Here is a 14737-nt window from a genome sequence, read left to right as displayed (position 1 = left end):
GGTATTACTATGAAATATGCTTTTTTCTTTTTTTTCATTTTTACCAAAATTGCATTTGGTTGTGATAATAATATTTTAGATATTAATAGTGAAAAAAATATTTCTGCAAAGGTTTTTCTGAAAGATAATGATTCGTTGGAAGTATCAGTTTTAGAAGCCGGCAAGCAGGTTAATCTAGAAAATGTTGATGTGTCATCGGAGAAAAAAATCACATTACATTTGAAGATTACAATCGTGATGGCTATAAAGATTTTAGTGTTTGGCATCTGGATGAGGGAATGGGTACTTATAAAATCTATAAATTATTTGTCTTTTCCCCTGCTGACAAAAAGTTCAAAGAGATAAAGCCTACATGCGGCGATGACTTTGTTAACGTAAGGATTGAAGGTCATGATTTAATTAATATGATTTATGACGATAACACTCCAAGGTCATGCACCACCCCCCTTAAAAGTCTTAAATAACTGCTTTCGATATGTAAGCGTGAGAGATAGAGTTAAAAAAATATTTAATTGAAAAAGCATATCAATCGTTGAAGCCTGGGTGAAAATAAAATTCATAGTCATTAGGACATCCCTGAAAGGATGTACGCACAGGGCGTAATGTTATGGAAAAGGTTTACATGTCATTCATTATCGGTTTCAATTCTTTCTCTATAGCTTCTGTTCTTGCTGCTAATGCAGGAGTTGTATCTGCAACCAGAGCCCTGTCATCTGATTCAAGTGCCAACATTTCTTCATCATCCAGTTTTGATGCATACAATATGCATTTTAGTGACTTTAAATACCCTGCATTGTCTGATGATGAGTATTTCAAAAAAAATCACCAATATCGGAGTGGACTTGTCTGTATTCTGGTGAATTATTTTAAGCAGGATATGATGTACAGCAAGTGAACAATAAGGAGGGCAGTGTTAGTGGCGCTGATAATAAATTTGTTTATGACTAAAAAAATAAGGAATGGAGATCCATTTCGGATGCTACATATGTGAATAATGGGAAGGGAAATCATCTATCTCTATTGCAGTTTAAAAGCAAGGATGCATCTGTTTTATGGCTGTTAATACCATGACGAAACCTAAAGATGGAACGCCAGACCAGAGTGTTTATTTTTGTTTGACACATAAAAATAATGCCCTATGTGGTTCTGGTGTTAATTCTTCGGATGACAAAGGTGAAGATCTATCTAAAGAAAAATTGAAATTGCTTAAGAGCATTTCATTTGATGGTGACTAACCTTAGTTGAATTTTAGAAATTTTGAAGTATGAGAGTATAAATGCCGTATTCCCTTAAACATCTTCCTGAATGTTATCTTCGACCAGTTCCACCAAAAGCATCTCGTTGGTTTGCTGTCCTGGTTGCGATGTTGGTCATCAGCGTGATCCTTATGCGGATATTCGTACGATACATCGATAATAGCCACTTCTGGATGTTTGCCATTGGCACACCATTCGTTGTGTGGATTGTAACTTTCGGTTTTCGTATGTGGATCTGGTCATTACAGGACAGTAAAGCGAATGGTTTTGACCAGCGTCGGGAACAATGGATCCTGAGTGAGACCCGTAGGGCTCGTCGTGCGCTTCAAGTGTTGAATACGACATTTATTACAGCCCATCAGGAAGACGAACAGCGTTATGTCGCTGTTGATATGCTTAATAATAACAGCATTATCATTTCGCAGCCGGACTGGAAAGGCGAAAAAAGCATGAGGCTGAGCCGTATTACGGCAGAACCAGAAGATACCCCTGGATTGGTCATCTCACGTCTGTTCTCTGAACTCATTGCTGATCTTCCAGTTCACCAGTTTCCGGAGAACGCTTCGCTTGTTGTCATCCTCGATATCTCGTCATCTCTGTCATTCCCTGCTGTCAGAGATATCTGGCAGGAAGTTTGGCAGGAGAGTGGCCTAACCTGCGCTGTTGAATATGTAGATAGCAATGGGCTGGAGGTAGTCAACCACTGGCTGGAACACCGCATTAAAGATAAAGCAATGTTATTGATTGTTGGCCTCCAGATTGACCCGGTTGTTTCAAACAATACTGCTGAAGCAGCCGTTGCTCTGCTTCTTGGCAACCGCCTGACCCAGGAGGCGCTCGAGCCTCTCGCGTTGCTGCACCGGCCTGATCCTGCTCCATCAGGTGAACTGCGCGAGGGGATGAACATGGCCGCCTGGAACGTCCCGCTCAAAGAAAATATCGTGAAAAATTTATGGCTTGCCGGTCTTACGGGTAAGCAGCGCGCAGAGGTTATCGAGTGCCAGAATGCTCACCCTGCGCAGTCTGTAGAGGACGAAGCCGTCATTTCGCTCGATATATCCATGGGACATGCCGGAGCCGCAGCCCCCTGGCTGGCTATCGCTGCCGCCACTGAAATCGCCCGACAAACTCAGTCACCACAGATGATTATCTGCGGAGATACCACACAGAATGTGCTGTGGAGCACGCTCATTACCCCGATTGCTTCCCGACAGGAGATGGATCCGTGAAGCTACCTTTAGCACCGAAGACTACGGAAGGCCGCTATCTTGCTGTCGCATTGATTTTCTTTTTGCTGTTAGCCGTTATGACGTTCATGGTCTGGAAGCATCCGGATACTGCCGGGATTGAAGACGGTAGTCAGCAGCAAATTTACTGGCTTATCGCTGGCGGATGTATTTCAGGCTGTGCCCTAATTGTATCAGTGGTGCTTCTGGCGGCAGTACGTAGTGTCGGTAAGCAGGAGTTTAATGCGCTTGTCGACAATACCAACGGTGATGATGAGAAAAAGAAACGGGAAAATGATAAAGCGCCTGTTCATCCTGCGGTGGCCATGTGTGACAGGATTCGGGGGCATCTCCGCTCCCGTATTGGCCTTTACTGGCGTCGTAAAACCCGCCTGTTGCTGATTACCGGTGACGAAGCTGCGATTGAACAGCTGGTACCCGGCCTGCAACAGCAGCAGTGGCTTGAAGGCAACCGTACCGTGCTGATTTACGGCGGTAGTCTGACTGCTGAACCGGACAAGGGAAAATATACCGCGCTACGCAAACTGCGTCGCGGACGCCCACTGGACGGTATTGTCCGCGTCTTACCTCAGTCACTTAACCTCACACCTCAGATTAGCGATAACGATTTACGCGGGCTGGAAAAAATCAGCGAATTACTGCGCTATTCCGCCCCGGTCTGGCTGTGGCAACTGTGCGACAGCAAGTGGTCGCAGGCAAAACGCACTGAACAGACGGTAGGTGCCAGTTTCCCGCTGCGTGCTAAGCCTGACGAAATTACCCACCAGCTTGAGCTGATGCTTCCAGCCCTGCGAACGCAGGGGATGAGTCAGGTCGCTGAGAACAACGGCCACGACTTCCTGCTGCGCCTGGGCCAGCACCTCAAAGACGGCGGTATCGCCCGCTGGACTCAGCAACTGGTGCCATGGCTGGCAGCCTCCCAACAGCGCGTTCCGCTGCGTGGCCTGATGTTTAGCCTGCCGGAGAATAAACCCGCCGCTATCGCAGGAGAAACAGCCGGTGCTGCACCTGCCGACGCTGAGAAATATATCCCGGAATCACAACGCCATGCGCTGACCCTGCCGGTGACCTGGCAGGGGATCGTTGATGACTGTACCCGCGTGCGTGGCCGCCGTGTCGGTATGGCGCGGGAACAGACGCTGGCCTGGACACTGATGGCCATTATCGGTGTCTGGGGGGCGGGGACGTTGCTGTCGTTTGCGGTCAACCGTCTGCAGATTGTCTCTGTGGCGCAGCAGGCGCATGCTCTGGTGGAGCATTCTTCCGTATCGGATTACCAGCTGACGGCTCTGCATATGCTGCGTAATGACGCCGGCCGCCTGCAGCAGCATATTGAGGATGGTGCCCCTTGGTACCAGCGCTTCGGTCTTGACCATAACCAGCAACTGCTCGATGCGTTGCTGCCCTGGTACGGTGTGGCAAACAACCGCCTGATACGTGACCCGGCGAACGAGGCGCTTACGCAAAAGCTCAGCGCGCTGGCAGGCTCTGTACCCGGCAGCGACCAGCGGGCACAGCTGGCGAAGCCGGGCTATGACCAACTGAAAGCCTGGTTAATGATGGCCCGTCCGGATAAAGTCGACGGCGCGTATTACGCCCAGACCATGAAAGCCGTGCAGCCGACGCGGATGGGCATTTCAACCGGCCTTTGGCAAAGCCTGTCGCCGGACTTGTGGGCCTTCTACATCACCGAACTGCCTGAGCAACCACAGTGGAAAATCAGGCCGGATGCGCAGCTGGTGAGTCAGAGCCGCCAGGTGCTGTTGCAGCAAATTGGACGGCGTAACGCCGAAAGCACCCTGTATGAGAACATGCTCAAATCGGTGCGTCGTAACTTTGCCGATGTGTCTCTGGAAGACATGACCAGCGGTACCGATGCGCGGCGACTGTTCACCACCGAGGAAGTGGTGCCAGGCATGTTTACCCGTCAGGCGTGGGAAGGGGGCATCCAGCAGGCTATCGCAAAGGCTGCAAATTCCCGCCGGGATGAAATTGACTGGGTGTTGAGCGATTCCCATAAGGCCATATCAGCTGACCTGTCACCGGAAGCCCTGAAGGCGCGTCTGACGCAACGCTACTTCACTGACTTTGCCGGCAGCTGGCTGAGCTTCCTCAACAGCCTGCGACTTAACCAGGCAAACAACATTGCTGACGTTACCGACCAGCTTACGCTGATGAGTGATGTCCGGCAGTCGCCACTGATTGCCCTGATGAATACCCTCGCCTGGCAGGGGCAGACCGGCCAGCAAAGCGAAAGTCTTTCGGATTCCATCATCAAATCGGCTAAAGATCTCGTAGGTGGAAAAGATAAACCCGCGATTGAGCAGTCTGCGTCAGGGCCGCAGGGGCCGCTGGATGAAACCTTTGGTCCACTGCTTCAGCTTCTGGGTAAAAATAAAGGCAGTAACGTCATGTCGGCTGACACCTCCCTGAGCCTGCAGACGTATCTGACCCGTATCACCCGCGTGCGTCTGCGACTGCAACAGGTGGCCAGCGCCTCAGATCCGCAGGCGATGATGCAGATCCTGGCGCAGACCGTATTCCAGGGCAAAAGCGTGGATCTGACAGACACTCAGCAATACGGCAGTCTGATTTCGGCAAGCCTTGGCGAAGAGTGGAGTGGTTTTGGCAACACGATGTTTGTGCAGCCACTGACCCAGGCCTGGGAGACTGTGCTTCAGCCGTCGGCAGCCAGTCTGAATGATAAATGGAGCCGCTCGGTTGTCGCGAACTGGCAAACTGCTTTTGACGGGCGTTTCCCGTTTGCGGCCAGCAAAAGTGATGCTTCTTTACCCATGATGGCTGAATTTGTGCGTAAGGACAGCGGACGTATAGAGCGCTTCCTGACCACGGAACTCAGCGGTGTGTTGCACAAAGAGGGCAGCCAGTGGGTACCGGATAAGGTCAACAGCCAGGGGCTTACCTTTAACCCGGCCTTCCTGCGGGCCATTAACCAGCTGAGCCAGCTGTCAGACATTCTGTTCACCGATGGCAGTCAGGGCATCCGCTTTGAGCTGCAGGCGCGTCCTGTACCACAGGTGGTGGAAACTCAGCTGACTATTGATGGACAAAAGCTGCACTACTTCAACCAGATGGCCGACTGGCAAAGCTTCCGCTGGCCGGGAGACACTTACAAGCCGGGGACTATGCTGACCTGGATCACGGTCAATGCCGGAACGCGTCTGTTCGGGGATTACAGCGGGGCCTGGGGCTTTATTCGCTGGCTGGATCAGGGCAAGCGCCAGCAGCTTAACCGCAGCCAGTGGATGATGAGTTTCACCGCGCCAGATGGTCGCACGCTGCAGTGGGTACTGCGTTCACAACTTGGAAAAGGTCCGCTGGCGCTACTGGATCTGCACGGTTTCACGTTACCGGATCAGATATTCAGTGTCGACAGCGCGGCTACCGCTCAGGCGCTGATGGCCAATACCGGAAACAGTGACATGGATGAAGTCGAATAATAAGCACTCTGCAAAATCTGGTCGCTGCCTGTCAGACTAACGACAGCAACAGGCACACGCACGGAAAGCTGGCAGCCCTGGCTTGCTGCGGTAAGTGGCACCAGTCCGACCGGAGAAGACCCATGCTCAAATGCCTCTATCTGCAGCAGAGCTGGCTGGAGATTCTGGAGCAGGCGGACAGCACTTTCTCGCGTGGCGCCAATCACCTCTGGCTGGATTTGCAGTGGTATATCCATCAGACGATATTCTGGCCCTTGAGCCGGAAGCGCTGGAGAAAGCAGACAGCGAAGGCCTGGATGCCACGCTCCACTGGCTGCAGACCCGGCCAGGAACCGACTCTATAAGAGACAAATGGCTGCTGCGTCTGCTGATAGCCCGTGTGGCCGAGCAAAAGGGCAAAAATGAACTGGCCCTGCATCTGTTGGATGAACTCGACAGCGCCGCACAGTCAATCACCCTCACGCAGTGGACACAGGCACTGCTATTTGAAGTGAAATTGCGTCGCCTCAGACTGCTGTGCATGAAAGCCACACGCAGTGAAACCGATAAATCACAGCTTCAGCCGGAGATGGACCAGCTTCTGTCCGGTCTGATTGCGCTCGATCCGGCAAGCAGTGCGGTGCTTTGCGGATAACCCGGACAGAATTCAGCTAAAGGGAAAAATATGGCAGCAGAAGGCTTTTATCTGGTGCAGGGCGACAAAACGACCTGCGGAGGGAAAATCACCACGGGCGCAGAGGATCACACTCTGTTTGATAAACCTGTAGCCCGGGAACAGGACAGTGTGACCTGCGGTAAACATGCCGGGCTTTTCAGGATAGCCGGTGGCATTGACAACGATACCATTCATGACCGGCGAATGGCCAGAACCCTCGACAGCTACAGTACTTGTCCTTGTAAAGCGAAGTTTATTCCGTCTATGTGGAATGATACGTATGAGAAAAATGGGGGGGCGGGATCACCTTCCACGAATTCACTAGCGAAAAATGCGGCGCAGCTGCTTAACAATGCTATAGATAGCACCCATGCTGCTCAAAGTGACTTTGCGGGAATGTGTTTTGCGGAACCAAATGAATTGCGTAATGGTGTTTTTCTTTGGACAGAAACACAGGGAGCAGGGCATGTCTTCGTTTCAATTCACGACAATAGCACCGTTTATGTGTTTACATATGGTAGGTATGATCAGGAAGGGTTTAGCCCTTTTGGCGAGGGCGTATTAATTAAATACTCCGGTGAAAAAGCTGATACGTTTTACTCAAAAGAACTCTATCGAATGGGATCGTCAGTTTATAAAATACTAGACGTTGATGAAACAGACACGTTATCAATATTTAGTTCTTTATGGGCGTCCAGTGATGTTCGTCCTGATGGTGAGAACACTAACCCTGATATAAAAGAAAATGGTCGTATCATTGATATCTATAATCTTGCTGTCAACAATTGTACGACAACAACAGTGACAGGCCTTAAAAAGGCAGGTACAGAAATGTTCGATGTGAAATTACTTAATTTATTTGGCCACAGTGAGGATTTTGCAATCCCCTCATCTTTGAATGACTATCTGATGGATTTATCCAAAAATCCTGCTGATATGCGAGTGATAAGAATGACTGATGAATTTATAGCTAAGTATCATAACTCTTCTGATTATAAGAAAATTGAAGGCGCTGGCAGTGGTAACGAGACAGCCGGTACGATAGGTAAGGGAAGTGGGCTCGCAGGGAAGGGATCAAGCGGCTATGCTCCGACCACATTCACCCAATCCCAGGGAGTAGAGAATGATTAAGAAGCTACTGTTTGTTTTTCTGCCTGTAGCGCTGTTTTTAGTTGTCAGTACAGGTGTACTTTCTCTTTCATTTATGGATATAAAATATACTTATGAACCAGCGTTAATTGGCTCTCATCTGGATTATCTTGTTGGCGAAACCTATTCCATAGCCTGGTTGTTCTACGGTGTGTTAAATGTTGCGTTTATAATAATATATGTTATTTCTTTTTTTATTTTTAACAGGCTGAGCAAAAAACATCGATCTTTATCCTCTCAATGAACTGCTGTGACAACGATACCATTCACGACAGGCGAATGGTCGGAACCCTAGACAGCTACAGTACCTGCCCCTGTAAGGCGAAGTTTATTCTGTCGATGATGGATGATACGTACGATAAGAGCAGTGGAGCTTCCGCTGGAGAATCGGCAGCAGGCTTTACAGCGACTCCGACGCAGACTTCTCCTGAGCTGCCTGGTTATCTGACCGGTGAGCAAAAACCATCTGGTTTTGTGCCAGATTACCCGGTATTACTTAACACACGTAACTTCCCGGATAGTAAGTTAAGGGCCATGCTGCAGGCCAATAGCCAGGAAGTAATGCTACTTACCCTCGGCGAAGTATATGAAATACTGTCATCATGGAGATTTTACAAAAATGGTGGGTGGAACTGACACAAAGTCAGCCGGGACAGATTGCAGTAAATTATGGCCTGGGTATTAAAGATGCCATTACAACAACCATGCTTATTGCCGATTTAAAACTGTATGATATTAAATCTACGGTGTACGTAAATAAAAATGGAAATGAACTCATAAAACTGACTGGATATGCAGGGATGCGAAAAATATTAAACGCACCTGTATATGTTCTAAAAAATCCCAAAGTCGTCAGCTTGGGGATTGGGAAGTTCGGTGTTAAAAGTACCATTGTAGAAGGCACTGTTATAACGTTTTATTTCGCTCTCGCTTATCGTACCATTGATTTCATAATGAATGATGATACCAGTCTGGCTGAATTTATAGGCTCACTGGCAACAGATGTCGTAAAAATCGGCATTGCTTCCGCTGTCAGTTGGGGGGCTGGTGCTTTGTTGACAATGACTCCATTTGTTATTGGCCCACTTGTAGCTGTCGTACTTGTTGGTCTCGGGGCAAGCATCGCATTGAACGTGCTGGACGATCACTTTAAAGTGACTGATAAGCTTGTTGAATTGATTGAGAATGCACAGCAGGAGTTTATCGATAAAGCTCGCGAGATCGAGGATGGGTTCTGGGATCTTGGCGCTATGTATCTGGATGGGATGCTACGGACCGGGAGAGAGTTTGTTATTGCAGAAACCAAAAAATATCTGCGTGAAACGTTACAAGAAATTATCCCAATGGATTATTGACAATGTATCCTTTTAAACAACGAGTCATGGCACTTTTTGGAGTTGCATTCTTTCTGATGGTTTCCATCGGGATTTCATATCTCGGTATTTTTAAGTTGCGTGAATACCTTTCTTACCCCGAAGTCGTTAACTTCTCTTTTTGGGTTACTTTTGCTGCCGCATTTTTCTTTTTTTTCTCACCGTTATTGGTGATGATTTTTCCTGTTATTTTTACCGGGAAGCAGATAACCGTTACATCAGGTAAAAAATTACTGAAAACCACGTTTATCATCTTAGGGTTAACTATCCTGGGAATGTTCATTTTTTCAGAAAGATACACAACATCTTTAATGCATAAAGGTTACACAGAATGTCAGGGGATCCCTTCTGGTTGGATGCCTGGCATGGCAAAAAAATATGCCATAGAACCGTCCCTTTGTACTCAGCATTGATGGTTCTCTTTTCTATATGATTACCCGTGCCAGACTCCCGGAGTCTGCTTCAGTGTTTAACACGCAGCAATTTACTAAGCAGAATAAATATGGATGATTTAACCCTGCGTTATTATGACGCTGAAATGCGCTACCTGCTGGAAGCCGGTGAAAAGTTTGCTCGTGCTCACCCCGAGCAGGCGGCAATGCTCAATCTTGATAAAGCGGGTGCGCGTGACCCGTACGTGGAGCGCCTGTTTGAAGGCTTTGCCTTTCTGATGGGACGACTGCGTGAGAAGCTCGATGACGACCTGCCGGAACTGACCGAAGGGCTGGTCAGCCTGCTGTGGCCGCATTATCTGCGCACCATTCCGTCAATGTCGGTGGTGGAGTTCACCCCTGACTGGCGTGAGATGAAAGAGCAGATGCGGATTGACTAAGGTTTCGAGGTGAACTCGCGGCCGATCGGGGAGAAAGACACACGCTGCCGGTACACCACCACCAAAAAGATAACGCTTCAGCCGCTGTCGCTGGAGCGGGCCAGCCTGGTGATCGATACCGATGGCCGTTCGGTTGTCACGCTGCATTTTAACTGCAGTCAGCTTGCAGACTGGAACCGTATCGATTTAAGCCATATTTCGTTCTGTTTCAATGCCGACGCGCTGCTGGCGTGTGTGATGCACGAAGCTTTCACCCTGAACGTGGCCCGGATGTGGCTGCGAATGCCGGGTGACATGGACAGAATTCAGCTAAAGGGAAAATATGGCAGCAGAAGGCTTTTATCTGGTGCAGGGCGACAAAACGACCTGCGGAGGGAAAATCACCACGGGCGCAGAGGATCACACTCTGTTTGATAAACCTGTGGCCCGAGAGCAGGACAGCGTGACCTGCGGTAAACATGCCGGGCTTTTCAGGATAGCTGGTGGCATCGACAACGATACCATTCATGACCGGCGAATGGCCGGAACCCTCGACAGCTACAGTACTTGTCCTTGTAAAGCGAAGTTTATTCCGTCGATGATGGATGATACGTACGAGAAGAGCAGTGGAGCTTCCGCTGGCGAATCGGCAGCAGGTTTTGTGGCACCGGGGCAAACTTCCCCGGAATTGCCCTCTTATCTCACTGGTGAGCAAAAGCCAACGGGATTTGTACCTGATTATCCAGTTTTACGGAATACGCATGATTTACCTGACGGTAATTTGAGGGCAATGCTAAGGCAAACTAATCAGGATGTGATGCTGCTCACTCTTCCAGAAGCTTTCGAAATATTGTCCTCGTGGGGGGCATGGAAACACGGATGGGTAGCAATAACAGAAAGTGACCCCGGACAAATAGTTGTAAATTATGGAACAAATATTAAGGATGTTGTGACTGCATCCATGTTGATCAACCAATTGGGAAGCTTCAGCATAAAAGCAACAACATATGTAAACCGCAACGGTACAGAACTGATAAAAATAAGTGGTTATCCTGGTGTAAGGAAGATATTGAATGCACCTGTGTTTGCGGCTAAAAATCCAAAGATTGTTGATTTGGGAATTGGTAAATATGGGTTTGCAAAATCTGTTGTTGAAGGAGCACGGCTGACATTTTATGTTGCAGCCGCTTACAGGACTCTTGATTTTATTTTGAACGATGAGAGATCTTTAGCTGAATTCATAGGATCTCTGGCTACTGATGTAATGAAAATCGGCATTGTATCAGTAGTCACATTTGTCGTTGGAAGTGTCGTAGTAACCCCGTTGATTGCATTTAACCTTGTAATAGTCATTGGCGTTGGATTTTTTGCTGCCTGGGGTTTAAATAAGCTGGACCAGAAGTTTGGTGTGACAGACAAAGTAGTTGAGTACATTGATGCGGCTCAACAAGAATTTGCTGAAAAAGCCAGAGAAATGGAAGATGGTTTTTGGGACTTAGGTGCTATGTTTGCAGAGAAGATGTTAATTAAAGGCAAGAAAATTATAGAGTCAGAAATTAGAGGGTTTTTGAGAAACTCAATTGACGATATTACAAAGAGGATATACTAACATATGACGAAAAAAATCAATGCTTTTTTTTCAATTCTTATATTGTTGGTTGTTTCTATCCTGTCGTTTTATTTTTGGTTGAGCGAGGTCTTTGATTTCCTCAAGTTTCATGATGAAATTATTTTTTCGTGGATGTCATTAAGTCTTATATCAATACCAATTATGTTTGTGTTTCCTTTATACTGGTTTTACCTTTCGCTCCGATATGAGCAAGAATACGCACTTAAAAAAGTGAATAAAATTATGCCGCATTTCAAGTGTATGTGTGTGTTTGCTTTTGCTTTGTCATGTACTATTTCGTTTGGCTATTTGTCAGCACTTAAAAGCAAAGGTTACATTCTTTGCTCAGGAGTGCCATCTGGATGGACACCCGGAACGGCCAGAAAGTATGTGGTCGATAAAAAATTATGCTTCAGTTCGGGTAGGCAGCATGAAAGATAGAATTCGTGAATTTTTCGCTATAGTGATCATTCTTGGGTCGTGAGCTCTGAGCTTTTATCTTGGAAAAGGTATATTTAAAGAATATTCCAGCTTTGGTGATGAAATTGTTTTTTCATGGTTAACCGTTGCTTTGGTTGCGTTGCCTTTCGTGATGCTATTCCCACTGGCCTATTTTATTCTGGCTCTCTTCAGGGGGAAAAGAGTTTGCTTTCAAGAAGATGGATTACTATATCGTTTATTTAAAATGGGGTTGCATTGCTATCGTAATACTGGGTCTGTTGTACTCCATTCTCTATCCCAAAGAGCTGATTAGCAGAGGATATGTACGCTGCAATGGAATTCCATCGGGCTGGATGCCAGGCACAACCACTTGTTATGTAAAAGAAGTATTCTCCTGTAAACCATATTGATGAGCGACCTTTTTTATTTGAAGTCGCCTGTCGGTTTTTGGAATTCCCTTAATCGCTCATCACGCAGTAATTAACTAAACAGAAACTATTATGGATGATTTAACCCTGCGTTATTACGACGCCGAAATGCGCTACCTGCTGGAAGCCGGTGAAGAGTTTGCTCGTGCTCACCCCGAGCAGGCGGCAATGCTCAATCTTGATAAAGCGGGTGCGCGTGACCCGTACGTGGAGCGCCTGTTTGAAGGCTTTGCCTTTCTGATGGGACGACTGCGTGAGAAGCTCGATGATGACCTGCCGGAACTGACCGAAGGGCTGGTCAGCCTGCTGTGGCCGCATTATCTGCGCACCATTCCGTCAATGTCGGTGGTGGAGTTCACTCCTGACTGGCGCGAAATGAAAGAGCAGATGCGCATTGACAAAGGTTTCGAGGTGAACTCGCGGCCGATCGGGGAGAAAGGCACACGCTGCCGGTACACCACCACCAAAAAGATAACGCTTCAGCCGCTGTCGCTGGAGCGGGCCAGCCTGGTGATCGATACCGATGGCCGTTCGGTTGTCACGCTGCGTTTTAACTGCAGTCAGCTTGCAGACTGGAACCGTATCGATTTAAGCCATATTTCGTTCTGTTTCAATGCCGACGCGCTGCTGGCGTGTGCGATGCACGAAGCTTTCACCCTGAACGTGGCCCGGATGTGGCTGCGAATGCCGGGTGACATGGACAGAATTCAGCTAAAGGAAAAAATATGGCAGCAGAAGGCTTTTATCTGGTGCAGGGCGACAAAACGACCTGCGGAGGGAAAATCACCACGGGCGCAGAGGATCACACGCTGTTTGATAAACCTGTAGCTCGGGAACAGGATAGCGTGACCTGCGGTAAACATGCCGGGCTTTTCAGGATAGCTGGTGGCATCGACAACGATACCATTCACGACAGGCGGATGGCCGGGACTCTCGACAGCTACAGTACTTGTCCTTGTAAAGCGAAGTTTATTCCGTCGATGATGGATGATACGTATGAAAAGAGTGGGGGTAGTGCAAATTCTGCTGAGGGAACAACGGCAGCTACAGCCACTTTATCAGCAACTACTCCACCAGTAACGACTACCGGGCAGTCGTCAGATCTTAAGAGTAAACTGCATTGTCGTCATACTGACGGCGCTATAAAGGTTGCTGACTATATACTCAATGAAATTAAAACCAATGTCAGAGGTCGGATTGCAAATGTTATAAGAGGTTATATCGATGATGAAACCATGAAAAACACATTAAAAGAATGGAATAATCTACCTTTTTACGCGAAATTAGCTCCTCGTCCTGAGCCTCATCTTTCTGAAGCTATAATTGTTTGGTATCAAACAGTGAAAACAGGTTCCGTGTGGGATCATAAGCCAAAAATTCGTGATATGTTTGGTTCAGTAGCTGTTGCGCGACCCCTCCCTGGTAATACTCCATCTAAGTCTTATTATCATAAATATAAACATTATGATTATTTTTATGATATTTGGTCAAATATCCACTATGGGTATGTCGGTCTTAGTGTTGGGTTTAAGGAAAATTTATTGTTATCGGGCTCGATATGGGAGCAAAACATGACCCCAGGAGCTGTCGGAAATGATACATTGGATGATGTGACTAGCATGAAAATTGGTTTTTCGTTGTATCATCGGCATGGGAAAATGGCAGATACACTAACCACTCAGGATATTCTGAATGCTTTGGATAGCACAGCTGAAGAATCACTTCCAGTTTCTAAGCAGAAGCACTGGTGCTGGAATAATAAAAACCCTAAAAAAATCGAGCCGTAGATGCCATGAAAAAAAAAGCGATATTAACATTCATCTTTCTTCTTATTGCAATTCTTGTGCTTTTTTTTATTCCTGTAAGGCCGGTAGTTATCGTTCAGAACACAACGAAAGAACGTGTGTATTTGTACACCAATGAGAGTGTTTACGGTATCGAACCAACTCCTGAGGAAGTTGATGAAATAATAAGGGATCGTCCTGATATAATCGAGTCGGGAGAAGAGGTCAGGATAAAAAGCTCTTTTTCATCCATAATAATGGATAATTATGAATTAAGTATTGGTTGGTCAACCGGTGGGCGGTTTGAGTATAATTCAAATGGTGGCGGTGGGGTAGGTTTTCGTTTGTCATCGAAATCAAATATATGTTCTGCAAAGCTAATAATACAGCCAGGGTATAATCACTTTAAAATGGTTGATCAAGATCAGGGTATATGTCTTAAAAAGCTTTCTTTTATTAAAGGTAACCATTAAGAAATGCAAAATTGATTGAGCTTGATTAGAGTGAAAGCGACGACCAGATT

General features: G+C 47.2%; 15 protein-coding genes and 3 pseudogenes. All 18 read left to right on the top strand.

The genetic code is table 11. The features are described 5' to 3' along the window. The first annotated feature begins 9 nt into the window (after window positions 1-9). The 18 genes and pseudogenes from ACVWZ0_RS15905 to ACVWZ0_RS15820 all read left to right on the top strand — a co-directional run bounded on the left by ACVWZ0_RS15905 (window position 10) and on the right by ACVWZ0_RS15820 (window position 14687). A complete protein-coding gene (locus tag ACVWZ0_RS15905) occupies window positions 10-345 on the top strand; it encodes a hypothetical protein (RefSeq protein ID WP_253459602.1) in 336 nt (111 codons plus the stop codon). Continuing rightward, the gene (locus tag ACVWZ0_RS15900) at window positions 267-464 is read left to right on the top strand and encodes a hypothetical protein (protein ID WP_437177824.1); all 198 of its coding nucleotides are present in this window, start codon (window positions 267-269) and stop codon (window positions 462-464) included. Before ACVWZ0_RS15905 ends, ACVWZ0_RS15900 begins: the two co-directional genes overlap by 79 nt. A gap of 143 nt (window positions 465-607) precedes the next feature. Continuing rightward, entirely contained in the window at window positions 608-895 is a 288-nt protein-coding gene (locus ACVWZ0_RS15895) for a hypothetical protein (protein ID WP_253459605.1), read from the top strand. Between the two features lie 157 nt (window positions 896-1052). After that, entirely contained in the window at window positions 1053-1235 is a 183-nt protein-coding gene (locus ACVWZ0_RS15890) for a hypothetical protein (RefSeq protein WP_253459608.1), read from the top strand. A gap of 41 nt (window positions 1236-1276) precedes the next feature. Then, complete coding sequence (locus ACVWZ0_RS15885; RefSeq protein ID WP_253459612.1) at window positions 1277-2485, top strand: hypothetical protein; 1209 nt, start codon at window positions 1277-1279, stop codon at window positions 2483-2485. Next, window positions 2482-5964 carry an ImcF-related family protein gene (locus ACVWZ0_RS15880; protein ID WP_253459615.1) on the top strand — a complete coding sequence of 1161 codons (3483 nt, stop codon included), beginning with the start codon at window positions 2482-2484 and terminating at the stop codon, window positions 5962-5964. The genes ACVWZ0_RS15885 and ACVWZ0_RS15880 overlap by 4 nt, the downstream gene beginning before the upstream one ends. A 113-nt stretch (window positions 5965-6077) precedes the next feature. After that, window positions 6078-6598: pseudogene (locus ACVWZ0_RS15875) on the top strand (type VI secretion system domain-containing protein); the annotation flags it as partial. A 30-nt stretch (window positions 6599-6628) separates the two neighbouring features. Then, window positions 6629-7750 (top strand): PAAR domain-containing protein, encoded by a 1122-nt coding sequence (locus ACVWZ0_RS15870; RefSeq protein ID WP_253459618.1) that lies wholly within the window; start codon window positions 6629-6631, stop codon window positions 7748-7750. Continuing rightward, complete coding sequence (locus ACVWZ0_RS15865; protein ID WP_253459621.1) at window positions 7743-8012, top strand: hypothetical protein; 270 nt, start codon at window positions 7743-7745, stop codon at window positions 8010-8012. Before ACVWZ0_RS15870 ends, ACVWZ0_RS15865 begins: the two co-directional genes overlap by 8 nt. 95 nt (window positions 8013-8107) lie before the next feature. Then, window positions 8108-8404 (top strand): hypothetical protein, encoded by a 297-nt coding sequence (locus tag ACVWZ0_RS15860; protein WP_253459623.1) that lies wholly within the window; start codon window positions 8108-8110, stop codon window positions 8402-8404. Beyond that, entirely contained in the window at window positions 8371-9123 is a 753-nt protein-coding gene (locus ACVWZ0_RS15855; protein ID WP_253459626.1) for a PAAR domain-containing protein, read from the top strand. Before ACVWZ0_RS15860 ends, ACVWZ0_RS15855 begins: the two co-directional genes overlap by 34 nt. A gap of 2 nt (window positions 9124-9125) precedes the next feature. Further along, window positions 9126-9554, top strand: a complete 429-nt coding sequence (locus tag ACVWZ0_RS15850; RefSeq protein ID WP_253459629.1) for a hypothetical protein — start codon at window positions 9126-9128, stop codon at window positions 9552-9554. A gap of 89 nt (window positions 9555-9643) precedes the next feature. Continuing rightward, window positions 9644-10372: pseudogene (locus ACVWZ0_RS15845) on the top strand (type VI secretion system baseplate subunit TssF); the annotation flags it as partial. Further along, window positions 10296-11561, top strand: coding sequence for a PAAR domain-containing protein (locus ACVWZ0_RS15840; protein ID WP_253459631.1), 1266 nt, complete (start codon window positions 10296-10298; stop codon window positions 11559-11561). The pseudogene ACVWZ0_RS15845 and the gene ACVWZ0_RS15840, both read left to right, overlap by 77 nt. 3 nt (window positions 11562-11564) lie before the next feature. Continuing rightward, window positions 11565-12002: a DUF1240 domain-containing protein gene (locus tag ACVWZ0_RS15835; protein WP_301289674.1), complete on the top strand. Its 438-nt coding sequence runs from the start codon at window positions 11565-11567 to the stop codon at window positions 12000-12002. A gap of 500 nt (window positions 12003-12502) precedes the next feature. After that, window positions 12503-13135, top strand: a pseudogene (locus ACVWZ0_RS15830) (type VI secretion system baseplate subunit TssF); the annotation flags it as partial. 20 nt (window positions 13136-13155) lie between these two features. Further along, on the top strand, window positions 13156-14217 hold the full coding sequence (locus tag ACVWZ0_RS15825) for a polymorphic toxin type 44 domain-containing protein (RefSeq protein ID WP_253459634.1): 1062 nt from the start codon (window positions 13156-13158) through the stop codon (window positions 14215-14217). Window positions 14218-14222: 5 nt separating this feature from the next. Beyond that, window positions 14223-14687, top strand: coding sequence for a hypothetical protein (locus tag ACVWZ0_RS15820; RefSeq protein WP_253459637.1), 465 nt, complete (start codon window positions 14223-14225; stop codon window positions 14685-14687). Window positions 14688-14737 lie beyond the last annotated feature (50 nt).

Source organism: Erwinia sp. TECH1 (assembly GCF_054057575.1).
The sequence above is the reverse complement of the archived record's forward strand: the minus strand, read 5'-3'. Positions and strand labels throughout refer to the sequence as shown.

Coding starts and splice junctions, on each gene's coding strand:
- ACVWZ0_RS15840 (WP_253459631.1), top strand. CDS start 10,296: ATGGCAGCAGAAGGCTTTTATCTGGTGCAGGGCGACAAAACGACCTGC.
- ACVWZ0_RS15825 (WP_253459634.1), top strand. CDS start 13,156: ATGGCAGCAGAAGGCTTTTATCTGGTGCAGGGCGACAAAACGACCTGC.
- ACVWZ0_RS15870 (WP_253459618.1), top strand. CDS start 6,629: ATGGCAGCAGAAGGCTTTTATCTGGTGCAGGGCGACAAAACGACCTGC.
- ACVWZ0_RS15850 (WP_253459629.1), top strand. CDS start 9,126: ATGTATCCTTTTAAACAACGAGTCATGGCACTTTTTGGAGTTGCATTC.
- ACVWZ0_RS15860 (WP_253459623.1), top strand. CDS start 8,108: ATGATGGATGATACGTACGATAAGAGCAGTGGAGCTTCCGCTGGAGAA.
- ACVWZ0_RS15895 (WP_253459605.1), top strand. CDS start 608: ATGGAAAAGGTTTACATGTCATTCATTATCGGTTTCAATTCTTTCTCT.
- ACVWZ0_RS15835 (WP_301289674.1), top strand. CDS start 11,565: ATGACGAAAAAAATCAATGCTTTTTTTTCAATTCTTATATTGTTGGTT.
- ACVWZ0_RS15865 (WP_253459621.1), top strand. CDS start 7,743: ATGATTAAGAAGCTACTGTTTGTTTTTCTGCCTGTAGCGCTGTTTTTA.
- ACVWZ0_RS15855 (WP_253459626.1), top strand. CDS start 8,371: ATGGAGATTTTACAAAAATGGTGGGTGGAACTGACACAAAGTCAGCCG.
- ACVWZ0_RS15820 (WP_253459637.1), top strand. CDS start 14,223: ATGAAAAAAAAAGCGATATTAACATTCATCTTTCTTCTTATTGCAATT.
- ACVWZ0_RS15905 (WP_253459602.1), top strand. CDS start 10: ATGAAATATGCTTTTTTCTTTTTTTTCATTTTTACCAAAATTGCATTT.
- ACVWZ0_RS15885 (WP_253459612.1), top strand. CDS start 1,277: ATGCCGTATTCCCTTAAACATCTTCCTGAATGTTATCTTCGACCAGTT.
- ACVWZ0_RS15890 (WP_253459608.1), top strand. CDS start 1,053: ATGGCTGTTAATACCATGACGAAACCTAAAGATGGAACGCCAGACCAG.